Origin of the sequence: Stenotrophomonas sp. T8, assembly GCF_051853085.1 — a bacterium.
GTDB lineage: Bacteria > Pseudomonadota > Gammaproteobacteria > Xanthomonadales > Xanthomonadaceae > Stenotrophomonas > Stenotrophomonas sepilia.
Map to the genome: position 1 here is coordinate 3,431,730 of NZ_CP195329.1, position 21,358 is coordinate 3,453,087.

General features: G+C 66.5%; 20 protein-coding genes. 7 read left to right on the top strand and 13 right to left on the bottom strand.

Going from position 1 to position 21,358, the window contains the following annotated elements:
- Positions 1-187 precede the first annotated feature (187 nt).
- The 3 genes from ACSDHM_RS15845 (at position 188) to ACSDHM_RS15855 (ending at position 1,352) form a co-directional block, all read left to right on the top strand.
- A complete protein-coding gene (locus ACSDHM_RS15845) occupies positions 188-448 on the top strand; it encodes a hypothetical protein (RefSeq protein ID WP_053497535.1) in 261 nt (86 codons plus the stop codon).
- Between the two features lie 75 nt (positions 449-523).
- Entirely contained in the window at positions 524-859 is a 336-nt protein-coding gene (locus ACSDHM_RS15850) for a hypothetical protein (protein WP_005411085.1), read from the top strand.
- A gap of 70 nt (positions 860-929) precedes the next feature.
- Positions 930-1,352 (top strand): low affinity iron permease family protein, encoded by a 423-nt coding sequence (locus ACSDHM_RS15855; protein WP_065186225.1) that lies wholly within the window; start codon positions 930-932, stop codon positions 1,350-1,352.
- Between the two features lie 83 nt (positions 1,353-1,435).
- Here the strand turns inward: ACSDHM_RS15855 and smeF are convergent, their stop codons facing one another.
- Genes smeF through smeD form a run of 3 tightly spaced genes read right to left on the bottom strand, consistent with a single transcriptional unit; the run spans position 1,436 to position 7,213 of the window.
- The gene (gene smeF / locus ACSDHM_RS15860) at positions 1,436-2,836 is read right to left on the bottom strand and encodes a multidrug efflux RND transporter outer membrane subunit SmeF (protein WP_143592510.1); all 1,401 of its coding nucleotides are present in this window, start codon (positions 2,834-2,836) and stop codon (positions 1,436-1,438) included.
- A gap of 57 nt (positions 2,837-2,893) precedes the next feature.
- Positions 2,894-6,016 (bottom strand): multidrug efflux RND transporter permease subunit SmeE, encoded by a 3,123-nt coding sequence (smeE, locus tag ACSDHM_RS15865; RefSeq protein ID WP_095378279.1) that lies wholly within the window; start codon positions 6,014-6,016, stop codon positions 2,894-2,896.
- A 12-nt stretch (positions 6,017-6,028) separates the two neighbouring features.
- Positions 6,029-7,213: a multidrug efflux RND transporter periplasmic adaptor subunit SmeD gene (gene smeD / locus ACSDHM_RS15870; RefSeq protein ID WP_072167198.1), complete on the bottom strand. Its 1,185-nt coding sequence runs from the start codon at positions 7,211-7,213 to the stop codon at positions 6,029-6,031.
- Between the two features lie 207 nt (positions 7,214-7,420).
- Here smeD and smeT point away from each other — a divergent pair, with 207 nt between their 5' ends.
- Both smeT and ACSDHM_RS15880 read left to right on the top strand, forming a co-directional pair.
- Positions 7,421-8,080: an efflux transporter SmeDEF transcriptional repressor SmeT gene (gene smeT / locus ACSDHM_RS15875; RefSeq protein ID WP_088496536.1), complete on the top strand. Its 660-nt coding sequence runs from the start codon at positions 7,421-7,423 to the stop codon at positions 8,078-8,080.
- Positions 8,081-8,125: 45 nt separating this feature from the next.
- Entirely contained in the window at positions 8,126-9,118 is a 993-nt protein-coding gene (locus ACSDHM_RS15880; RefSeq protein ID WP_180867755.1) for a Gfo/Idh/MocA family protein, read from the top strand.
- Between the two features lie 96 nt (positions 9,119-9,214).
- Here the strand turns inward: ACSDHM_RS15880 and hslU are convergent, their stop codons facing one another.
- The 8 genes from hslU to ACSDHM_RS15920 form a co-directional block, all read right to left on the bottom strand.
- On the bottom strand, positions 9,215-10,588 hold the full coding sequence (gene hslU / locus ACSDHM_RS15885; RefSeq protein WP_072167201.1) for an ATP-dependent protease ATPase subunit HslU: 1,374 nt from the start codon (positions 10,586-10,588) through the stop codon (positions 9,215-9,217).
- A gap of 94 nt (positions 10,589-10,682) precedes the next feature.
- A complete protein-coding gene (gene hslV / locus ACSDHM_RS15890) occupies positions 10,683-11,234 on the bottom strand; it encodes an ATP-dependent protease subunit HslV (RefSeq protein WP_005411093.1) in 552 nt (183 codons plus the stop codon).
- Between the two features lie 85 nt (positions 11,235-11,319).
- The gene (xerC, locus tag ACSDHM_RS15895) at positions 11,320-12,216 is read right to left on the bottom strand and encodes a tyrosine recombinase XerC (RefSeq protein ID WP_151355121.1); all 897 of its coding nucleotides are present in this window, start codon (positions 12,214-12,216) and stop codon (positions 11,320-11,322) included.
- A gap of 16 nt (positions 12,217-12,232) precedes the next feature.
- Positions 12,233-12,907 carry a DUF484 family protein gene (locus ACSDHM_RS15900; RefSeq protein WP_005419445.1) on the bottom strand — a complete coding sequence of 225 codons (675 nt, stop codon included), beginning with the start codon at positions 12,905-12,907 and terminating at the stop codon, positions 12,233-12,235.
- Positions 12,904-13,755, bottom strand: a complete 852-nt coding sequence (dapF, locus tag ACSDHM_RS15905) for a diaminopimelate epimerase (RefSeq protein ID WP_088496538.1) — start codon at positions 13,753-13,755, stop codon at positions 12,904-12,906. The genes ACSDHM_RS15900 and dapF overlap by 4 nt, the downstream gene beginning before the upstream one ends.
- Positions 13,748-14,020: an LPS translocon maturation chaperone LptM gene (gene lptM, locus ACSDHM_RS15910; RefSeq protein ID WP_188240599.1), complete on the bottom strand. Its 273-nt coding sequence runs from the start codon at positions 14,018-14,020 to the stop codon at positions 13,748-13,750. The genes dapF and lptM overlap by 8 nt, the downstream gene beginning before the upstream one ends.
- Positions 14,021-14,102: 82 nt before the next feature.
- Entirely contained in the window at positions 14,103-14,528 is a 426-nt protein-coding gene (locus ACSDHM_RS15915; protein WP_061479705.1) for a YbaN family protein, read from the bottom strand.
- A gap of 54 nt (positions 14,529-14,582) precedes the next feature.
- Positions 14,583-16,694, bottom strand: a complete 2,112-nt coding sequence (locus tag ACSDHM_RS15920; protein WP_439426381.1) for a S9 family peptidase — start codon at positions 16,692-16,694, stop codon at positions 14,583-14,585.
- Between the two features lie 143 nt (positions 16,695-16,837).
- Between ACSDHM_RS15920 and ACSDHM_RS15925 the strand changes: the two genes are divergently transcribed.
- A complete protein-coding gene (locus ACSDHM_RS15925; RefSeq protein WP_439426382.1) occupies positions 16,838-18,031 on the top strand; it encodes a pyridoxal phosphate-dependent aminotransferase in 1,194 nt (397 codons plus the stop codon).
- A gap of 119 nt (positions 18,032-18,150) precedes the next feature.
- On the opposite strand, the gene ACSDHM_RS15930 is transcribed toward ACSDHM_RS15925, so the two are convergent.
- The gene (locus tag ACSDHM_RS15930) at positions 18,151-20,247 is read right to left on the bottom strand and encodes a prolyl oligopeptidase family serine peptidase (protein ID WP_072167207.1); all 2,097 of its coding nucleotides are present in this window, start codon (positions 20,245-20,247) and stop codon (positions 18,151-18,153) included.
- A 69-nt stretch (positions 20,248-20,316) separates the two neighbouring features.
- Positions 20,317-20,616: a hypothetical protein gene (locus ACSDHM_RS15935; RefSeq protein ID WP_334272015.1), complete on the bottom strand. Its 300-nt coding sequence runs from the start codon at positions 20,614-20,616 to the stop codon at positions 20,317-20,319.
- 128 nt (positions 20,617-20,744) lie between these two features.
- Here ACSDHM_RS15935 and ACSDHM_RS15940 point away from each other — a divergent pair, with 128 nt between their 5' ends.
- Positions 20,745-21,344: a lipocalin family protein gene (locus ACSDHM_RS15940; protein WP_088496542.1), complete on the top strand. Its 600-nt coding sequence runs from the start codon at positions 20,745-20,747 to the stop codon at positions 21,342-21,344.
- Positions 21,345-21,358 lie beyond the last annotated feature (14 nt).

Consider the following 21,358-nt stretch of genomic DNA (forward strand, 5'->3'; position numbering starts at 1 on the left):
CGTGTCATTGAACCCGTTTAATGAACGCTTCAGCGCGGGCACGTTCTAGTGCCTGCAGCGTTTGCGGCCGATGCCGTGAACCCGTGCACAGTCAGCTGCGCTGCGTGCATACACTGCGGTAACACCCCATCCGGCCGAGGCGCCTAGGGTGGGGTTACCGGGGTCCCTTTCCCCGGCGGAGCCAGCCATGTGCGCGCACGCCGTACGTCCCCCGCCCGACCCGATCCTCGATGCCATCCGCGAGCGCCTGCAGCAGCAGTACGCGCTGCACCAGCGTGGCGCCAGGTTCTGGACCGCCTACCAGGGCCTGCAGCTGGAACTGGTGCGCGACCATCCGCTCGATCAGGAGCGCCTGTGCAATGCGATGGCCGACATGGCCGAGGACCTCGGTGCGGTCGAGCATGCGCAATTGATCGGCAATCGCCACGCCGGCTCCACATCCCGCTGACGCGGCATGCACCGCCACATACGCCACACTCCGATGAACCCCCACTCCCTTTCCACTCAACCGAACTGGATTGTCATGCACGCTGAAGTCCCCACCATTCCTCCGGTCATCAACGTAGACGCCGAGCTTGACCACTGGCGCCGCCAGCATGCCGAAGGCGCACTGCCGCACAACTCGTTCGGCTCGTACGTGCCGTGGATCAAGTTCGCCTGTGATTCGCTGATCACCCAGCCGCGCGCCAGCGAGGCCGAACGTGACGAGATGTTCCAGACCCAGTATGCCTTGCAGATCATGCCGCGGCTGAGCGAGGCCCAGGCCCGTGAGTTCGTCGACCGTTGCTGGCAACACGTCTACCAGAGCAGCCCGGTGCGCAGCCTGCAGGCGCCACGACTGCAGCGCATGCGCGCCTGACCGGCGCTGCACGGCGCCTGCACGGGTCACTGCCGATCATCCTCGTCACCTGAGTGGGCACACGACGACGATGAAAGCGCGCAACCTGTTCAATACGATCGCCAAGAAGGCCGCGACAGCCACCGGCTCACCGTGGACCTTCCTGGCTGCGGTGGCGATCGTGGTGATCTGGGGCATCACCGGCCCGGTGTTCGGTTTCAACGACACCTGGCAGCTGGTGATCAATACCGGCACCACCATCATCACCTTCCTGATGGTGTTCCTGATCCAGCACACGCAGAACGCCGACACTGCCGCGATGCAGATCAAGCTGGACGAGCTGATCCGGGCGACGGCCGAAGCCAACAACGAACTGCTGGATCTGGAAGAACTGGACGAAGCGCGCCTGGAAGAGATCCGTGCCGAGTACGAGCAGATGGCCCGCGAAGCAGGCGATGCGCTGGCGCGCGTCCGCGCCTGCCATGCGGCGCGACGCGACGATGAAGCGGTGTAGCAGGCCCCAGAATGACAATGCCGGCCAGCGGCCGGCACTGCCATCGATCATCCAGGTAGAGCCGGCCGCCGGCAGGCCTTCCCTCAGCCGCGCTCGTGCCAGCCGCCGCCCAGTACCTTGTACAGAGTGATGCGGTTGGCCTGCTGGGCCAACTGCGCCTGCAACTGGGTCTGCTGCGCGTTGTAGGCAGTACGTCGTGCGTCCAGCAGGGTCACGAAGCTGTCCAGGCCGGCGTCGTAACGTGCCTGCGACAGGCGGTTGGCCTGTTCGGCCGCTTCCACCAGGCGCTGCTGTGAACTCACCTGTTCATCCAGGCTGACATTCAACGCCAGCGCATCGGCGGTTTCGCGGAAGCCCACCTGGATCGACTTCTCGTACTGCGCCAGTGCGATATCACGATCAGCGTTGGCGACGGCCAGGTTGGCGCGCAGCTTGCCGCCCTGGAAGATCGGCAGGGTGATCTTCGGCAGGAAACTCCATACGCGAGTGCCGCTGTCGAACAGACTGGACAATTCGCTGGAGCCACTGCCAATGCTGCCGGTCAGCGAGATGCTCGGGAAGAACGCGGCACGTGCCGCGCCGATGTTGGCATTGGCGGCCAGCAGCTGGTGTTCGGCGGCCATGATGTCCGGGCGCTGCAGCAGCACATCGCTGGGCAGGCCGGCCGGCGGAGGCGCCAGTGCCAGCAACTGCGGTTCGATGCCGTCCGGCAGCAGCGCCGGATCCAACTGGCCACCGGCCAGCAGCGCCAGCGCGTTGCGGTCCTGGGCCAGCTGGCCACGCAGGCGCGCGGCATCAGTGCGCGCGGTCTCGACCAGCGTGCGGGTCTGGGTCAGTTCCAGTGCCGAACTGCCACCACGCTCGTGGCGGGCCTCGGCCAAGCGCAACGAATCCTCGTAGGTCTTCAGCGTGGCATCGGCGATCTTCAGACGCTGGGCATCGGCACCGTAGGTCAGCCACGCCGTCGCTGTCTCGGCCACCAGGCTCAGCTGCGCGTTGCGACGATTGGCAGCTACGGCAAAGTACTGCTGCAGTGCCGCTTCGCTGAGGTTGCGCACGCGGCCGAACAGGTCCAGCTCGAACTCGGCCACGCCGACACCGGCGGTGAACTGCTCGGTGACGCCAGCGTCGGTGCCCTGGCGCTGCATCTGGCCGGTGACGGCCACGCCGGGCACGCGGTCGGCACGCTGTACGCGGTACTGGCCGCGCGCGCGTTCAACGTTGAGCACGGCCACGCGCAGGTCGCGGTTGTTCTGCAGCGACTGCTCGATCACTTGCTGCAGGCGCGCATCGGTGAAGAAATCGCGCCAGCCGACGGCGGCGACATCAGCCACCTGGCCCTGTACAGCCTCGGCCGGCCACTGCGCCGGAATTGCCGGAGCGACGGCGGTGTTCTTCGGCACCAGAGTGGAGCAGCCGGCCAGCACGAGCGCGGCGGCAATGGAAAGGAACAGGGATGCACTTTTCATGGGAATGACTTCCATCGGTACTGCCGTATGGCAGGAGGCAGTGCCGGCCAGCGGCCGGCACTGCCGTTTCGATCACGTCGTGGATTTGCGCTTGAACACGCGCTGCACCACCACGAAGAACAGCGGTACGAAGAACACGCCGAGCACGGTGCCGACGATCATGCCGCCGAGCACGCCGGTGCCGATCGCCTGCTTGGCGCCGGAGCCGGCACCGGTGGAGATCGCCAGCGGTACCACGCCCATGCCGAAGGCCAGCGAGGTCATCACGATCGGGCGCAGGCGGTCGCGCACCGCATGCATGATCGCCTCGATCAGGCCCGCGCCCTTCTCCAGGTTTTCCTTGGCGAACTCGACGATCAGGATCGCGTTCTTGCTGGTCAGGCCTACCGTGGTCAGCATCGCCACCTGGAAATAGATGTCGCGCTCCAGGCCCTTGAAGGTATTGGCCAGCACTGCGCCGAGGATACCCAGCGGGGCCGCCAGCAGCACCGCCGTCGGCACGCTCCAGCTTTCGTACATCGCGGCCAGGCACAGGAACACGATCATCAGCGACAGCGTGTACAGCAACGGCGTCTGCGAGCCCGCCTGGCGTTCCTGGTAGGACATCGCCGTCCACTCGATGCCGAAGCCCGCAGGCAGCTGCTTGGCCAGTTGCTCGATCTCGGCCATGGCATCGCCAGAGGCAATACCCGGGGCCGGTTCGCCCTGGATCTCCATCGCCGACACACCGTTGTAGCGCTCCAGGCGCGGCGAACCGTAATCCCAGTGCTTGGTGGCGAACGCGCTGAACGGCACCATCTCGCCCTTGTCGTTCTTCACGGACCAGAGGTCAAAGTCCTCCGGGACCATGCGGAACGGCTGGTCGGCCTGCACGAACACGCGCTTGACGCGGCCACGATCGACGAAGTCGTCGATGTACGAGCTGCCCCACGCAGCGGCCAGCGTGCCGTTGATCTGGTCGATCGACAGCCCCAGCGAGGTCGCCTTGGCCGCGTCGATGTCGATGCGGAACTGCGGCGTGTCCTCCTGGCCGTTCGGGCGCACGTTGGCCAGCTTCTTGCTGCCGGCGGCCAGGCCGAGCAGCTGGTTGCGTGCGGCCACCAGTGCCTCGTGGCCCTGGCCGCTGTTGTCCTTCAGGAAGAAGGTATAGCCCGAGGCGGTACCCAGTTCCGGAATGGCCGGCGGCGGGAAGGCGAAGATGAAGGCATCCTTGATCTGGCCCAGGGCTGCCATCGCACGACCGGTGATCGGCATCACGCCATTGTTGGCGTCACGCTCGCTCCAGTCCTTCAGCTTGACGAACGCCATGCCGGCGTTCTGGCCCATGCCGGCGAAGCTGAAGCCCTGCACGGAGAACACCGAATCCACCGCATCCTTCTCGTTCTGCAGGAAGTGGTTCTCCAATGCCGCGATCGATTCCAGCGTGCGCTCCTGGGTGGCGCCGACCGGGGCCTGCACCAGCGCCATCAGCACGCCCTGGTCTTCGTTGGGCAGGAACGAGCTGGGCAGGCGCACGAACAGCACGCCCATCAGCACGAACAGTGCCGCCACGATGCCCATGAAGCGCCACGGACGATGGATGATGCCGCGCACACCACGCTGGTAACTTTCGCTGGTGCGGTCGAAGCCGCGGTTGAAACCGTTGAAGAAGCGACCGGCCAGGCCGCGGTGGGCAACATGATGCTCGCCCTTCTTCAACGGCTTGAGCATGGTCGCGCACAGTGCCGGCGTCAGCACGATCGCCACCAGTACCGACAACGCCATTGCAGAGACAATCGTGGCCGAGAACTGCCGGTAGATCACGCCGGTGGATCCGCTCATGAAGGCCATCGGCACGAACACCGCCGACAGCACCAGGCCGATACCCACCAGCGCACCGGTGATCTGGCCCATCGACTTGCGGGTCGCTTCAAGCGGCGACAGTCCTTCCTCGGACATGATGCGCTCGACGTTCTCCACCACCACGATGGCGTCGTCCACCAGCAGGCCGATCGCCAGCACCATCGCGAACATGGTCAGCATGTTCACCGAAAAGCCCAGCATCGCCAGCACGCCGAAGGTACCCAGCAGCACCACCGGCACGGCGATGGTCGGGATCAGGGTGGCGCGGAAGTTCTGCAGGAACAGGTACATCACCACGAACACCAGCACGATCGCTTCGAGCAGGGTCTGCACCACGCCCTTGATCGACACGCGCACGAAGGGGGTGGTGTCGTACGGGATCTCGGCCTTCAATCCGGCCGGGAAGAAGCTCTTCATGTCGTCCAGCGCAGCATCCACGCCGGCAGCGGTATCCAGCGCATTGGCGCCGGTGGCCAGGGTGACCGCCAGGCCGCTGGCCGGCTGGCCGTTGTAGCGGGTGACGAAGTCGTAGGACTCGGCACCCAGTTCGACGCGGGCGACATCACCCAGGCGCAGCTCGGCACCGTCCTGCGCGCCGCGCACGATGATGTTGCGGAACTGTTCCGGGGTCTGCAGGCGCGACTGCGCGTTGATGGTGGCGTTGAGCTGCTGGCCCTTCACCGACGGCGCACCGCCGAGCTGGCCGATCGCCACCTGGGCGTTCTGCGCCTTGATCGCCGCAGTCACTTCCGCGACGGACAGGCCATAGGTATGCAGCTTGTTCGGGTCCAGCCAGATGCGCATGGCGTACTTGCCACCGAATACCTGGATGTTGCCCACGCCCGGCACGCGGCTGAGGCGGTCGACGACATTGGAACCGACGTAGTCGGCGATGTCGTTGGCGTCCATGCTGCCGTTCTCGGACACGAACGCGATGACGTTCAGGAAGCCCGAGCTGGACTTGGCCACGTTGATGCCCTGCCGCTGCACTTCCTGCGGCAGCAGCGGCATGGCCAGCTGCAGCTTGTTCTGCACCTGCACCTGGGCGATGTCCGGGTTGGTGCCGCTCTCGAAGGTCAGGGTGATGGTGGCCTGGCCGTTGGACGAGCTGTTGGAGGAGAAGTAGATCAGGCCATCAAGGCCCTTCATGTTCTGCTCGATGATCTGCGTCACCGAGTCTTCGACCACCTTGGCCGATGCACCCGGGTAGGTGGCGCTGATTTCCACCGCCGGCGGCGCGACGTTGGGGTACATCGAGACCGGCAGCTTGAACAGGGCCAGGCCGCCGGCGAGCATGATGATGATGGCGATCACCCACGCGAAGATGGGTCGATCGATGAAAAAGCGTGCCATGGGGTTCTCCGCTTACTTCGCGTCGCCGGCCGGGGCGGCAGGCTGGGCGGCGGCCGCCGGCTTGGCCGGTACGTCGCCCTTTTCGGTGGCCTTGACCGGCATGCCGGGGCCGATCTTCTGCAGGCCTTCCACGATGACCTTGTCACCGGCCTTCAGGCCGTCCTCGACCAGCCACTTGTCGCCAACCGTGCGGCTGACCTTGACCGGGCGTACTTCGACCTTGTTGTCCTTGCCGACCACCATCGCCGTGGTATCACCCTTCGGATCGCGGGCGATGCCCTGCATCGGCACCAGCACGGCATCACTGCGCACGCCGCCGCCGATCACCGCACGCACGTACATGCCCGGCATCAGCAGGCCGTCCGGGTTGTCCACCTTCACGCGCAGGCCGAAGCTGCCGGTGGTCGGATCGACGCTGACTTCGGAGAACTCCAGCGTGCCCTTGTGCTCGAAGGTGCTGCCGTCTTCCATCAGGATGCTGACCGGCAGGGTCTGGTTGTCCTGCAGGCGGCCGGCGGCCAGTTCGCGGCGCAGCTGCAGCAGCTCGGCCGAGGACTGGGTCAGGTCGACATAGATCGGATCCAGCTGCTGCACCGTAGCCAGTGCATTGGCCTGGCCGGCGCTGACCAGCGCACCCTGGGTGACGCTGGACTTGCCGATGCGGCCGCTGATCGGCGCGGTGATGCGGGCGTAGCCCAGGGTGACGTTGGCTGCGTCCAGCGATGCCTTCGCGGCACCGACATCCGCCTCGGCCTGCTTCTGCGCGGCCACGGCATTTTCCAGGTCCTGCTGGCTGACCGCATCGACCTTGGCCAGCTCGGTGATGCGCTTGGCGCTCAGCCGGGCGGCGTTGGCGGTGGCCTCGGCGCGGGCCAGCTGGGCACGGGCACTGTTGGCCTGGGCGCGGTAGCTGGCGTCCTCGATCTGGTACAGCGCCTCGCCGGCCTTGACCATGCCACCTTCGGAGAACAGGCGCTTGGCGACGATGCCACTGACCTGCGGCCGCACTTCGGCGACCAGGAAGGCGTTGGTACGGCCCGGCAGTTCGCGGGTCAGGCCCACGGTCTCGGACTTCAGCGTGACCACAGTGACGTCACCCGGGCCCTGCTCGGGGGCCTGGGGTTGGCCGCCGCAGGCAGCCACGGTCGCGGCGATCGCCAGCGACAGCGCAAAGGGTCGGATTCGGCTCAGCAACATGACAGAAAGGCTCTTAGGGGAAGGAATCTCAAATCGCGCTGATACAGGCCGAAAGCGCCAGCAGGCAACGCTCACCAGCGGGGAGTGGAAGCCGGACCGGCCTGCCACGCACACGACGGGAATGATGGGAGCGAAATATACATACATGATTGTTTGTTTGTAAACCGGTACAATTCAGCCACGTTTCACCCGCACTCGTACCCATCCATGGCCCGCAAGACCAAAGAGGACACCCAGGCAACCCGGGAAGGCATCCTTGACGCCGCCGAAGCCTGCTTCCATGAACACGGCGTGGCCCGTACCACGCTGGAGATGATCGGTGCCCGCGCCGGCTATACCCGCGGTGCGGTCTACTGGCACTTCAAGAACAAGAGCGAGGTGCTGGCCGCGATCGTCGAGCGCGTGCATCTGCCTTTCATGCAGGAGCTGGAGCGCACCTCGACCGACCAGCGCGACACGCCGGTGCACGACCTGCGCGCGGTGATGATCCACTCGTTCATCGAACTGTCCGAGGACGAGCGCCTGCGCAAGACCATGGAGATCATGCTGCGCAGCGATGCGTCGGCTGATACCCGGGTGCTGACCGAACTGCAGCAGGCCGGTTTCCGCGATGGACTGGACCGGATGGAACGTGCCCTGCGCCGGGCAAAGGACCTGGGCCAGCTGCGCGAGGGTGCAGACCCGAAGATCGCCGCACGCATGCTGCATGCCACCGTACTGGGCGTACTGCACGGTGCGATGGTCGAACCGGAACTGATGGACCTCAAGCGCGATGGCATGCTCGCACTGGACATGACCCTGGCCGCCTACGTGAAGGACGGCGTGTTCGTTCCCGGCACCGTGCCCGAGCCGCTGCCCGAGGCATGAGCGGGGTCGCTGCCGCCACCGCAGCCCCACTGTGAGGACAGACCCATGATCCTGGACAACGTGGTGTGGGGCTTCATCGGCTGCGGCAGCGTCACCGAGAAGAAGAGCGGCCCCGCCCTGGCCAGCACACCCGGCTCACGGGTGGCGGCGGTCATGCGCCGCAATGCCGCATTGGCCGAAGACTATGCGCGGCGCCACGCGGTGCCACGCTGGTACACGGATGCCGACGCGCTGATCGGCGATCCGGACGTGAACGCTGTGTACGTTGCAACACCGCCCTCCACGCACATGCAGTACGCATTGCAGGCGATTGCGGCGGGCAAGCCGGTCTATATCGAGAAACCCATGGCCCTGGACCTCGCCGAATGCGAGCGCATCCTGGAAGCCAGTGCACGCCGTGGCGTGCCCGTGTTCGTCGCCTACTACCGCCGTGCCCTGCCCCGATTCGCGCAGGTGAAGCAGCTGCTGGACAGCGGCGCGATCGGTACACCGCGCAGCGTTCGCGCCACCCTGCATCGGCCGCATTCGGTGAATGCCGCATCGCCGGACTTCTGGCGGACCAATCCCGCGATCTCCGGCGGCGGGCTGTTCGTCGATCTGGGCTCGCACACCCTGGACCTGCTCGATCATCTACTGGGGCCGCTGAGCGATGTGCGCGGCCTGGCCAGTTCATTGGCCGGCGCTTACGCCGCCGAGGACAGCGTCTCGATGTGCTTCCGCATCGGGCCAGGCGTGCATGGCATCGCGCAATGGAGCTTCTGCGCGTTCCGCCGCCAGGATGAGATCGAGATCACCGGCGACCGCGGCCAGCTGCGTTTTGCCACCTTCGAGGATGTACCGGTGGTGCTGGAGACCGAAGCCGGTGTGCAGACGTTCGACATCCCCAACCCGTCGTCGATCCAGCAACCGTTGATCGCGCATCTGGTGGACGAGTTGCGCGGCAGCGGCCGTTCGCCCTCGACCGGCGTAAGTGCTGCCCGCACCAGCGCGGTGATCGACCAGGTACTGCAGGACTACCGCGCCCGGCAATCGTGCTGAGCGCCAACACAAAAGGCCGCCCTGCGGCGGCCTTTTCTGTTGCAGTGGATGGAGTCAGGGCCCTCGCCGTGACGAGGGATCCGGCCGGATCGGGCGTTACAGGATGTAGCGGCTCAGGTCCGGGTCCTGCACCAGCTCACCCAGGTGTGCATCGACGTAGGCGCTGTCGATGGCCAGGGTTTCGCCATCGCGGTCCGGTGCCTCGTAGCTGAGCGAATCCAGCAGGCGCTCCAGCACCGTATGCAGGCGGCGCGCGCCGATGTTTTCCTGGCGCTCGTTCACCTGGAACGCGATCTCGGCCAGGCGCTCGATGGCATCGGCGGTGAAACTGACCTTGACGCCCTCGGTGGCCAGCAACGCTTCGTACTGCTTGGTCAGCGCAGCCTTCGGCTCGGTCAGGATACGCACGAAATCACCCTTGCTCAGCGCACCCAGTTCCACGCGGATCGGGAAACGGCCCTGCAGCTCCGGAATGAGGTCGCTGGGCTTGGCCAGGTGGAACGCGCCCGACGCGATGAACAGGATATGGTCGGTCTTGATCGTGCCGTACTTGGTGGACACGTTCGAGCCTTCCACCAGCGGCAGCAGGTCGCGCTGCACGCCTTCGCGGGAGACATCGCCACCGCCCACGTTGTCGCCGCGCTTGGCAACCTTGTCGATCTCGTCGATGAAGACGATGCCGTGCTGCTCGCAGGCCTCGATCGCCGCGGTGCGGATATCGTCTTCGTTGACCAGCTTGCCGGCTTCTTCCTCGATCAGCAGCGGGCGCGCAGCCTTGATGGTCAGCGTGCGCTTGTGCGCCTTCGCGCCGCCGCCGAGATTGGCGAACATCGACTTCAGCTGCTGGCCCATTTCCTCCATGCCCGGCGGGGTCATGATGTCCATGCTGACATTGGCGGCCAGGTCGAGCTCGATCTCACGCGCGTCCAGCTCACCGTTGCGCAGCATCTTGCGGAACTTGATGCGGGTCTCGTTGTCCTGCGCCGACGGCTCGTTGCGGGCGGCTTCCGGATCGAAACCGATGCCACCGCTGCGGCGCGGCAGCAGCGCATCGAGGATACGGTCTTCGGCGCGTTCCTCGGCCTGGGTACGCACGCGCACCTTGGCCTGTTCGCGGTACAGCTTGACCGCAGTATCAGCAAGGTCGCGGATGATCTGCTCGACGTCCTTGCCGACGTAGCCCACTTCGGTGAAGCGCGTGGCTTCGACCTTCACGAACGGCGCGTTGGCCAGCGTAGCCAGGCGGCGCGCGATCTCGGTCTTGCCGACACCGGTCGGGCCGATCATCAGGATGTTCTTCGGCATCACTTCATTGCGAAGCTCCGGCGCCAGCTGCATGCGGCGCCAGCGGTTGCGCAGGGCAATGGCCACCGCGCGCTTGGCGTCGTGCTGGCCCACGATATGCCGGTCCAGTTCCTGCACGATCTCGCGCGGGGTCATGGTGGCGGAGGAAACTTCGATCTTCGACATGGATGTGCTCACGGATTCAGATGCATGTAGAGCCGAGCCATGCTCGGCTGACGGGCAGCCCTGCCGAGCATGGCTCGGCACTACAGAAGAGCGGTCACAACTCCTCGACCACCACGTTGCGGTTGGTGTAGATGCAGATGTCGCCGGCGATGCCGATCGCTTCACTGGCGATGGTGCGTGCATCCAGTTCGGTGTGCGCCATCAACGCGCGCGCGGCCGACAGTGCATAGGAACCACCGGAGCCGATGGCGATGATGCCGTCCTCCGGCTCGATCACATCGCCGGTGCCGCTGATGATCAGCGAGGTCTCCTTGTCAGCCACTGCCAGCAGGGCTTCGAGCTTGCCCAGGCGGCGCTCGGTGCGCCAATCCTTGGCCAGCTCGACCGCGGCGCGCTGCAGCTGGCCGTGCTTTTCCAGCTTGGCTTCGAACAGCTCGAACAGGGTGAAGGCATCGGCGGCGGCACCGGCGAAACCGGCCAGCACCTGGCCGTCGCGGCCAAGGCGGCGCACCTTGCGCGCGTTGCCCTTCATCACGGTGTGGCCCAGCGTGACCTGGCCGTCGCCGGCAATGGCCACGTGCTCGCCGCGACGGACGCAGACGATGGTGGTGGCGTGGAAAACGTTGGGGTTCTGACTGGGGTCCATGATGCCTCCGGGGTGACAGAGCCAGAGGTGGGGACTGCGCTGCGCCCTTCAAGCCACCCGCGACCGGCTGACGCAGGGGCAACGTTCAGCTTTCTCCGCTGCCCTCGTTGCTGCGTCGCCGCTTGGCGCGCGGATGCGCGGCGTCGTAGACCTTGGCCAGGTGCTGGAAATCGAGGTGGGTATAGATCTGCGTGGTGGCGATGTCGGCATGGCCCAGCAGCTCCTGCACACCACGCAGGTCGCCGGACGATTCCAGGATGTGGCTGGCGAAACTATGCCGCAGCATGTGCGGGTGCACCTGCTTGAACAGGCCCTGGCGCTGCGCCAGCTGGCGGATGCGGATCTGCACCGCACGCTGGCTGATTGGCCCGTTGCGACCGGGGAACACCGGCGATGCCGGACCACCGCCACTTTCCGCGCGCCACGCCTGCAGCGCTTCGCGTGCCGGCCGCCCGAACGGCACCCGGCGCTGGCGGTTGCCCTTGCCCAGCACGTTGACCAGCCCGCTGTCGAAATCCAGGTCGCGCCAGGTCAGCGCGCAGACTTCGCTCAGGCGCAGGCCGGAGGAATAGAACAGTTCCAGCAGCGCGCGGTCACGGCGGCCGAGCTCACCTTCCGGCTCCAGTTCGACCAGCTGCACCGCCTCATCGGCGTCGAGGACCTGCGGCAACCGGCGCGGCGCGCGCGGTGCCTTCAGCGTCGCTGCCGGACTGACCTCGATGCGCCCGTGCTTGAGCAGCCAGGCATAGAAGCTGCGGCAGGCCGACAGGCGGCGTTGCAGGCTCTTGGCCGACAGGCCGCGGCGATGCTCGTCGGCGACGAACTGGCGCAACGCATCGGCATCGAGCGCCTCCACCGCTACGCCACGCGGTTGGGCCCAGACCGCTAGCGCGTCCAGGTCGCGGCGGTAGGCGTCAAGCGTATGCGCCGACATCCGCCGCTCCACCTGCAGATGCTGCAGGAAGGCCTGTACCGCGCTCATCGTCGTCCGGTCCTGCTCAGTCGTGGAAGCGCTTCAGGCCAGTGGCCAGGGCGTCGCCCATCATGCGCAGGAACAGCGTGCCCATGCCCGGGTAGAAGCGGTTCGGGTCGTGGCTGCCGACCGCGATCAGGCCGACGCCCGGCAACGGCAGCAGCGCGGTGGTCTGCACTTCCTCGCTGCGCACGCCGTACAGGACGGCATTCTTTTCCGGCTGCAGGCGGCCGCAGATCGGCTCGCCGTCGTTCAGGCAATCGCGGAACGGGCCCAGTTGCGGATCATCGGCAGCAATCACCTGCAGCCAGTCGGCCTGTTCCAGCCCGGCCACCGGCGCATGCACCACCAGCCGCACCAGGTCGCCGGCGAAGTCTTCCTGCAGCGATGCGGCCATCGCGCGCAGGGTATCGGCCGCGTTGTCCTGCTTCATCAGTGCCAGGGTCAGCTGGTGCGTGCGCACTGCCAGGCGTTCATTGACCTGGGCGGTGGCGCCCAGGTCGGCCAACCGTCGTGCCAGCTCGCGGTTCTTCTCGCGCAGCACTTCCAGCTGGTAGCTGGCCAGCGATGCGGTCGGGCCGTCATCGCGCGGCACCACCAGGGTCAGGGCCAGGTCCGGGAACTGCTTGAGGAAGCCGGGATGTCGCCGCAACCAGGCAGCGACTTCATGGGCCCCGAGCTTGTCGACGGTTTCGGTCATGCCATCCACTCCCCTTCGAAGACGAATGCGGTCGGGCCCGCCATCACCACCGGCTGGCCATCGCCCGGCCACTGGATGCGCAGGTCACCTCCGGGCAGGCTGATGCGCGCATCGCGCTGCAGGCGGCCGCGCTGCATCAGGGTCACGGCGGCGGCGCAGGCGCCACTGCCGCAGGCCAGGGTCTCGCCGACACCGCGCTCGAACACGCGCAGGCGGGCGTGCGCCGGGCCCATCACCTGGGCGAAGCCCACGTTCACCGAGCGCGGGAACGACGCGTGCTGCTGCAGCAGCGCACCGACGCGTTCAACCGGAGCGGCATCGATCAGGCCCACTTCGATCACCGCATGCGGGTTGCCCATCGACACCGCAGCAAAGCGGACGCTCTCCCCCTGCAGCGGCAGCAGGTATTCCTCGCGCGGATGGGCGAAGCCCATCAGCGGCACGTTGGCCGGCTCGAACGCGGGCACGCCCATGGTTACCGCGAATTGCCCATCACCGAGCACCTTCACTTCATGGCTGGCCAGCGGGCTGTCGATGACGAACGCATCGCCCTGCGCACTGCCCTCGCGCACCAGCCAGGCCGCGATGCAGCGCGCGCCATTGCCGCACTGCTCGGAATTGGAACCGTCGGCGTTCCAGATGCGGTAGGAGGCCACCGAGCCTTCCGCACGCGGCGCCTCGATGGTCAGGATCTGATCGCAGCCGACGCCGGTGTGGCGGTCGGCCAGGCGCGCGGCCAGTTCAGGCGTGGGCGGCGCAGTACCGTCACGCAGGTCGATCACTACGAAATCATTGCCCGCGCCATGCATCTTGCTGAAGCGCAAGGCCCTGGAACCGGCCTTACTCATTCCCGCTGTCCGCCTTCTTCGCTGGCGCGGGTGCCGGCTGGGGGGTCGTTGCAGCCGGGTCGACGGTCGTGGCCGGAGCAACGGCGCCCTGGCCCTCGGCCGGGGTCGCCTCGGTGGCGGGCTCGGCGGCCGGTTCGACGGTTTCTTCCACCGGCACCGGCTTCTGCGGCAGTACCAGCGGGCCCTTGTTGCCGCAGGCGGCGAGGAGCAGCAGCGAGGCCGCTGCCAGCGGAATCAGGATGGCGTTTCGATGGGGGATCTTCATGCCCCGAGTATAGCCATTGGCGGCTGAGCGGTTCGTGCAGGGGATCGGGTTGCCGGCCAGCGGCCGGCACTACCGCAGGCGCTCAATCCGCGGGCGGTGGCAACGGCCGCGTCCACAGCCAGATCGCCACCACGGTCATGCTGCCGATCGAGAACCACTTCACCCAGGCGACCGGCACGCACCACAGCATGATGCAGGCGCACACCGCCATGGTGATCGTGGCCATCCACTTGCCGTAGCGGCTGACCGCACCATGTGCCTGCCAGTTGGCGATGGCCGGGCCGAAGCGCGGGTGCTGCAGCAGCCAGGTGTGCAGGCGTTCGGACCCACGTGATGCAGCCCACGCCGAGATCAGGATGAATACGGTGGTCGGGAGGCCCGGCACGAAGATGCCGACGATGCCGGTGCCCAGGCTGACGTAGGCCAGCAGCCACCACGCCCAGCGGAAACGCACCACGCGCGGTGGCGTGGCGGTATCGCGGGATGCGGAGGGCTCGGGCAGGCTCATGGCCGCAAGGATAACGGTTCGGGGTGCCCGGCAACGCCCGGCACCCCTTCGCCGTTACTTCTGGGCGATGCCCAGCTGCTGCAGCACGAACGCGTACGACTCGGACAGCTCGCGGTAGCGCTGGAAGCGCCCCGACTTGCCGCCGTGGCCGGCTTCCATGTTGGTGCGGAACAGGATCGGGTAGGGGCCGGTGTTGTGATCACGCAGCTTGGCCACCCACTTGGCCGGCTCCCAGTACTGCACCTGCGAATCCCACAGGCCGGTACCCACGAACAGCGCCGGGTACGCCTGCTGCTTCACGTTGTCGTAGGGCGAGTAGGACAGCATGTAGTCGTAATACGGCTTCTGCTCCGGGTTGCCCCACTCATCGTATTCGTTGGTCGTCAGCGGAATGGTCGGGTCGAGCATGGTGGTGACCACGTCGACGAACGGGACCTGGGCCACCATCACCCGGTAATCCTGCGGGGCCTGGTTGGCCACCGCGCCCATCAGCAGGCCACCGGCGCTGCCGCCGGACGCGGCGACGCGATCCTTCGCCGCCCAGCCCTGTGCGACCAGGCCGCGGGTGACGTCGATGAAGTCGTTGAAGGTGTTCTGCTTGTGCAGCAGCTTGCCGTTCTCGTACCAGTCGCGGCCCATTTCCTGGCCACCACGGATATGGGCAATGGCATACACCACGCCGCGGTCGAGCAGGCTCACCGCCGTCTGGTTGAAGTACGGATCCATCGACATGCCATAGCTGCCATAGGCGTACTGGAACAGCGCGCCCTTGCCATCCTTCTGGTAGCCCTTGCGGTAGACCAGCGACACCGGCACCTTCACCCCATCGCGCGCGGTGATCCAGACGCGGTCGGTTTCGTACTTCGAGGCGTCATAGCCGATCACCGGCTGCACCTTCAGCTGGCGACGCTCACCGGTGGCGGTGTTCAGCTCGAACACGGTGGTCGGGGTTGTCATCGAGGTGTAGACGTAGCGCAGCCACGGCGTATCGGCCTCGGTGTTGTCGCCCAGGCCCATCGAGTACGCCGGCTCATCAGCCTTCACGTAGTCGCTGCGGCCATCCTTGAACAGCAGGCGGATGCGCTCCAGGCCCTCGGAACGTTCGGCGATGGCGGTGTAGCTGTCGAACAGCTCGAAGCCTTCGATGAACACCGCATCGTCATGCGCGATCCAGTCCTTCCACTGCGCACGCGAGGTGGCATCGGTCGGTGCGGTGACCAGCTTGAAGTTCTTCGCACCGTCGTTGGTGCGGATCACCCAGCGGCCGTCGTAGTGGTCGGCGTCGTACTCGACGTCACGCTGGCGCGGGGCCAGCACGGTGAAGGTGGTCGGATCGCTGGCCGGTGCGTAGCGCTCTTCCGAGGACACAGTGCTGTGCACGCCGATGGTGATGAAGCGATCGTCGCGGGTGCGGCCGATGCCCATGTAGAAGCTGTCGTCCTTCTCTTCGTAGACGACGGTGTCGGCGCTGGCTGGAGTGCCCAGCACGTGCTTCTTCACGCGCACGGTGAGCAGCGTTTCCGGATCGTTCTCGACATACAGCACGGTGCGGTTGTCGTCGGCCCAGACCAGGTCGCCGGAGCTGCCGGTGATCACATCGGGCAGCACCTTGCCGGTGGCCAGATCCTTGAAGCGGATCGTGTACTGGCGGCGGCCGACATCATCATCGGCCCAGGCCAGCAACTGGTTGTCCTGGCTGACCTCCATCGAGCCGACGCTGAAGTAGCCCTTGCCGGCAGCCATCGTATTGACGTCCAGCAGGATTTCCTCGGCGGCCTCCATGCTGCCCTTGCGGCGCGCGTGGATGGGGTAGTCCTGGCCGGTCTCGAAACGGCTGTAGTACCAGTAGCCGCGCTCGCGCGCCGGCACGCTGGAATCGTCCTGCTTGATGCGCCCGACAATCTCCTTGTACAGGGTGTCTTCCAGTGGCTTCAGCGGTGCCAGCAGTTGGTCGGCGTAGGCATTCTCGGCCTGCAGGTAGGCCAGCATGTCCTTGTCCGCGCGCTTGTCATCGCGCAGCCAGTAATAGTCATCGTTGCGGGTCGCGCCGAATGGCGCCTTGACCACGTGCGGATGCCTGGCGGCGTCCGGCGGAACGGGCGGAGTGGCGGCGGTAGCAGTCGTGGTCATCAGGCTGGCGAGCAACAGGCAGAGGGTGGACTTCATGAAGTAGGGTTCCTGGCGCATCAATGCAATGGTCTTCGGCGGGGTCAGATCCCTTTTCCCGAAAAGGGATCTGACCCCAATCGCAGCCAAGCGGCAACCCTGCGGATCGTCATGGGCCATGCCGACCGGCGTACCATGGATCCATGAGTACCCTGCCCCACACGCCGGGCTACAGCCGGCGCAGCCATGAAATCGCCCCGTTCCATGTGATGTCCCTGCTGGCCCGCGCGCAGGCGCTGGAACAGGCCGGCCACGATGTGATCCACCTGGAAATCGGCGAACCGGACTTCACTACCGCCGAACCGGTCGTGCGTGCCGGCCAGGCCGCACTGGCCGCCGGCCATACCCGCTACACCGCCGCACGTGGCCTGCCGGCCCTGCGCCAGGTGATCAGCGGTTTCTATCGCAGCCACTACGGTCTGGACATCGATCCTGAACGCATTCTGGTCACCCCGGGTGGGTCCGGTGCGCTGCTGCTGGCCAGCAGCCTGCTGGTCGACCCCGGCCGCCACTGGCTGCTGGCCGACCCCGGCTACCCCTGCAACCGCCACTTCCTGCGCCTCGTCGAAGGCGGCGCACAGCTGGTGCCGGTCGGCCCGGACACTGCGTACCAGCTCACGCCGTCGCTGGTGGAACAGCATTGGAATGCCGACAGCGTCGGCGCGCTGGTTGCCTCGCCGGCCAACCCGACCGGCACCGTGCTCTCCGCCGACGAACTGGCTGCACTGTCGCAGACCCTGCACGCGCGGGGCTGCCACCTGGTGGTGGACGAGATCTATCACGGCCTGACCTACGGCCTGGACGCGCCCAGCGTGCTGCAGGTGGACGACAACGCATTCGTACTGAACAGTTTTTCCAAGTACTTCGGCATGACCGGGTGGCGGCTGGGCTGGCTGGTGGCGCCGCCGTCCGCAGTACCGGATCTGGAGAAGCTGGCGCAGAACCTGTACATCAGCGCCTCGAGCATCGCCCAGCACGCCGCGCTCGCCTGCTTCAGCGAGGAATCCATGGCGATCTTCGAGCAGCGCCGCGACGCGTTCCGCCAGCGTCGCGACTTCCTGCTGCCGGCACTGCGTGAGCTGGGCTTCCGTATCGAAGTCGAGCCACAGGGCGCGTTCTACCTGTACGCCGACGTCAGTGCATTCACCGACGACGCGCAGGCATTCTGCGCGCATTTCCTGGAAACCGAGCACGTGGCGTTCACCCCGGGCCTGGATTTCGGCTTCCATCGTGCCAACCAGCACGTGCGCCTGGCCTATACCCAGGAGGTACCGCGATTGCAGGAGGCGGTGGCGCGGATTGCGCGCGGATTGAAGCGTTGGCAGGGATCACGTTGACGGTAGTGCCGGCCGCTGGCCGGCGACGGCATCATCCACGCATTGCAGGTTTGCCGGCCAGCGGCCGGCACCACCGGGCAAAGAAAAACGCCGCCCTGGGGCGGCGTTTTCCGTTCTGCTTACTTGCCGCCCAACCGCTCCCACAGGAAGCTGTACGCCAGCGCCGACATGTGCGCGGCCTGCGCGTTGTTGGCGGCGCCGCCGTGCCCTCCTTCAATGTTCTCGTAGTAGGTCACGTCCTTGCCGGCGTCGATCATCTTCGCCGCCATCTTGCGGGCATGCCCCGGGTGCACGCGGTCGTCGCGGGTCGAGGTCGTGAACAGCACCGGCGGGTAGTTCTTCTTCGCGTTGAACAGGTGGTACGGCGAGAAGGTCTTGATGAACTCCCAGTCACTGGTATCCGGGTTGCCATACTCGGCCATCCATGAGGCACCCGCCAACAGGTGGCTGTAGCGCTTCATGTCCAGCAACGGCACCTGCACCACCACCGCACCGAACAGCTCCGGGTACTGGGTCAGCATGTTGCCGGTCAGCAGGCCACCGTTGCTGCCGCCCTGCACGCCCAGGTGCTTGGCGCTGGTGATCTTGCGCTTGACCAGGTCCCGCGCCACCGCGGCCATGTCTTCGTAGGCCTTATGGCGGTTCTGCTTCAGCGCCGCCTGGTGCCAGCGCGGGCCGTACTCGCCGCCGCCACGGATGTTGGCCACCACGTACACGCCGCCCTTCTCCAGCCAGGCGCGGCCCATGCCACCGGAATAGCTCGGGGTCAGCGAGATCTCGAAGCCACCGTAGCCGTACAGCAACGTCGGATTGGAGCCATCGAGCTTCATCGCCCTGTCGTGCACCACGAAGTACGGCACGCGGGTGCCGTCCTTGCTGGTGGCGAAGTGCTGCTCGATCACCTTGCCCTTGGCGTCGAAGAAGGCCGGCATGGTCTTCAGCGTTTCCGGGGCCTGGCCGATCTCGGCCAGGGCCAGCGTGGTCGGGGTCAGGTAATCGGTGGCGGTCAGCCACACCGCGTCGCTGTCATTGCTGTCCACTGCAGCCACGCCCAGCGTGCCGAAGGCCGGGGCGCCGACGAAGCGGCTGGTCTGCCAGCCATTGGCGCCCGGGGTCAGCACCGACAGGCGGTTCTTGACGTCGTCCAGCACGTTCAGCACCAGGTGGCTTTTGGTCCAGGTGGCGCTGGCCAGCGAGGTGGTCGCGGTCGGGGTGAACAGCACCTCGAAGTCGCGCTTGCCGGCAAGGAAGTCGTCCAGCTGGATCGCCAGCAGCGAACCGGACGCATAGGTCTTGCCGCCCACGGTCCACGGGTCGCGCAGCTCCAGGGTCAGCCACTGCTTGTGCAGGCCCTTCTCGGCCGAATTCGGCGCGTCGATCTTGGTCAGCGTGCCGTCGTCGCCACGCAGGTAGAGTTCGTTGTTGTAGAACGCCAGCGTACGGCTGACCAGGTTGCGCTCGAAGCCCGGGGTGTCATCGTGCATCGCCGCGATGTACATGTCTTCCGGCTTGCCTTCGTACACCACGGTGGCCGAGGCCATCGGCGTGCCGCGCTTCCACAGCTTGGCCACGCGCGGATAGCCGGACGTGGTCATCGTGCCGGCACCGAAGTCGGTGTAGACGAACACGGTGTCGCGGTCGACCCAGTTGAGGCCCCCCTTCGACTCCGGACGGAAGAAGCCGTCCTTGATCCAGGTCTTGTTGGCCAGGTCGAACTCGCGGGTGACGTCGGCGTCGGCGCCGCCGCGCGACAGCGCGATCAGGCAACGGCTGTAATCCGGGCGCAGGCAATCGGCGCCGTGCCAGACCCAGTTCTCACCCTCGGCCTTGTTCAGCGCATCCAGGTCGAGCACGGTCTCCCACTGCGGCGACGCCTTGCGGTACTCGGCCAGGGTGGTGCGCCGCCACAGGCCGCGCTCGTGCTGCTGGTCCTTCCAGAAGTTGTAGTAGTAGTCGCCGATCTTCTGCACGCCCGGAATCTTGGCATCGGAATCGAGCACCTCGCGGATGCGGGTCTCCATCTGCTTGAAGGCCGGGGTCTGCGCCAGGCGCGCCTCGGACTTGGCATTCTGTTCCTTGACCCAGGACAGCGGCTTGTCGCCGGTGACGTCCTCCAGCCAGGCGTAGCGGTCGGTATCTTCAGCGGCCACGGCGGTCCCCACCGAGGCAGCGGTCATCATGCCGGCCAACAGGCAGGCGGAAGCGAGTCGTGACATTGCAGCTCCAGGCAGTCATAAGCCGTGGAACGCTAGCACGGAATGCCGCGGCCTCCCCCGTGTCGAAGGTCAGGCCGTGGCCGCCGGGCCGCGCCGGCGACGCGCCTGTCCACCGGTACGCCGCACCTTCTGCAGCCGCGACAGGCGCGGCAGCGGGAAGCGCAACAGCGCCCACCAGGCCGCGAGCGGCATGCCGATCAGCCACATCGGCAGCCAGCCCAACCACGCGCTGCTGCCACGTGCCGCTGGCCAGACCAGTACCAGCGCCAGTCCGGCCAGCACCAGTTGCCGCACGCCACGCAGCAGGCGCGGGTCGGCGCGTTCGATGATGCGTTCAGTTGCAGAGTGACGGACGGAACGTGTGTTCATGAGCCTTCTCCGGTAGACAATGCAACACAGCTTGGGCAAGCCCCTTCTCACAGATTGCGACACCATTGACGGATCGCGCACGCTCAGTCGACCATGCTCAGGCAAAGCCCTCCTGAGCCCGCTCCCGCATGACTTCGATCCGCCCGCTCTGCGCCGTGTTGCTGGCCCTGTCCCTGGCGGGCCCCGCCATGGCGGTCGGTGAGCCGCCATCACCCCGTGCCAGCGCCCCGCGCGCCAATCCGGATGCCCCGATCGACCTCAAGCGCTTCATGGGCACCTGGTACGTGATCGGCCGCGTGCCGAACTTCATCGAACGCGGGCACGTCGCCAGCGTCAACGAGTACGAGTTGCGCGACGAGCACAAGGTCGGCATCACCTACCGCTACCGCGACGGCTTCGGCGAACCCCTGCAGGAGATCCGCGCACGCGCCAGCGTCGACCCGGACAGCGGCAACCACGGCTGGCGCACCTGGTTCTACCGCGTGGTGCCGACCCACTCCCGGGTGCTGGACGTCGCCCCGGATTACTCGTGGGCGCTGATCGGTTATCCGGGCCGTGAGATGGCGTGGATCTTCTCGCGCACGCCGGACATGGACAAAGCCCTGTACAAGGAGCTGGCCGAGCGCCTGCGTGACGAGTACGGGGTGAACACCGACAAGCTCAAGCGCGTGCCGCAGCACCCGGAGCAGGTCGGCAAGCTGGGCTACGAAGTACCGAACGCGCGTTGACCGCACGTGGAATT

Excerpts from the sequence above, each read along its gene's own strand:
- ACSDHM_RS15915 (WP_061479705.1), bottom strand. The coding sequence starts at position 14,528 with ATGAGCCTGCCCGAGCCCTCCGCATCCCGCGATACCGCCACGCCACCG.
- ACSDHM_RS15920 (WP_439426381.1), bottom strand. The coding sequence starts at position 16,694 with ATGAAGTCCACCCTCTGCCTGTTGCTCGCCAGCCTGATGACCACGACT.
- ACSDHM_RS15940 (WP_088496542.1), top strand. The coding sequence starts at position 20,745 with ATGACTTCGATCCGCCCGCTCTGCGCCGTGTTGCTGGCCCTGTCCCTG.
- hslU (WP_072167201.1), bottom strand. The coding sequence starts at position 10,588 with ATGTCGAAGATCGAAGTTTCCTCCGCCACCATGACCCCGCGCGAGATC.
- dapF (WP_088496538.1), bottom strand. The coding sequence starts at position 13,755 with ATGAGTAAGGCCGGTTCCAGGGCCTTGCGCTTCAGCAAGATGCATGGC.
- smeF (WP_143592510.1), bottom strand. The coding sequence starts at position 2,836 with ATGGAAGTCATTCCCATGAAAAGTGCATCCCTGTTCCTTTCCATTGCC.
- hslV (WP_005411093.1), bottom strand. The coding sequence starts at position 11,234 with ATGGACCCCAGTCAGAACCCCAACGTTTTCCACGCCACCACCATCGTC.
- ACSDHM_RS15935 (WP_334272015.1), bottom strand. The coding sequence starts at position 20,616 with ATGAACACACGTTCCGTCCGTCACTCTGCAACTGAACGCATCATCGAA.
- ACSDHM_RS15925 (WP_439426382.1), top strand. The coding sequence starts at position 16,838 with ATGAGTACCCTGCCCCACACGCCGGGCTACAGCCGGCGCAGCCATGAA.
- ACSDHM_RS15900 (WP_005419445.1), bottom strand. The coding sequence starts at position 12,907 with ATGACCGAAACCGTCGACAAGCTCGGGGCCCATGAAGTCGCTGCCTGG.
- ACSDHM_RS15845 (WP_053497535.1), top strand. The coding sequence starts at position 188 with ATGTGCGCGCACGCCGTACGTCCCCCGCCCGACCCGATCCTCGATGCC.
- xerC (WP_151355121.1), bottom strand. The coding sequence starts at position 12,216 with ATGAGCGCGGTACAGGCCTTCCTGCAGCATCTGCAGGTGGAGCGGCGG.
- smeE (WP_095378279.1), bottom strand. The coding sequence starts at position 6,016 with ATGGCACGCTTTTTCATCGATCGACCCATCTTCGCGTGGGTGATCGCC.
- ACSDHM_RS15880 (WP_180867755.1), top strand. The coding sequence starts at position 8,126 with ATGATCCTGGACAACGTGGTGTGGGGCTTCATCGGCTGCGGCAGCGTC.
- ACSDHM_RS15930 (WP_072167207.1), bottom strand. The coding sequence starts at position 20,247 with ATGTCACGACTCGCTTCCGCCTGCCTGTTGGCCGGCATGATGACCGCT.
- lptM (WP_188240599.1), bottom strand. The coding sequence starts at position 14,020 with ATGAAGATCCCCCATCGAAACGCCATCCTGATTCCGCTGGCAGCGGCC.
- ACSDHM_RS15850 (WP_005411085.1), top strand. The coding sequence starts at position 524 with ATGCACGCTGAAGTCCCCACCATTCCTCCGGTCATCAACGTAGACGCC.
- ACSDHM_RS15855 (WP_065186225.1), top strand. The coding sequence starts at position 930 with ATGAAAGCGCGCAACCTGTTCAATACGATCGCCAAGAAGGCCGCGACA.
- smeT (WP_088496536.1), top strand. The coding sequence starts at position 7,421 with ATGGCCCGCAAGACCAAAGAGGACACCCAGGCAACCCGGGAAGGCATC.
- smeD (WP_072167198.1), bottom strand. The coding sequence starts at position 7,213 with ATGTTGCTGAGCCGAATCCGACCCTTTGCGCTGTCGCTGGCGATCGCC.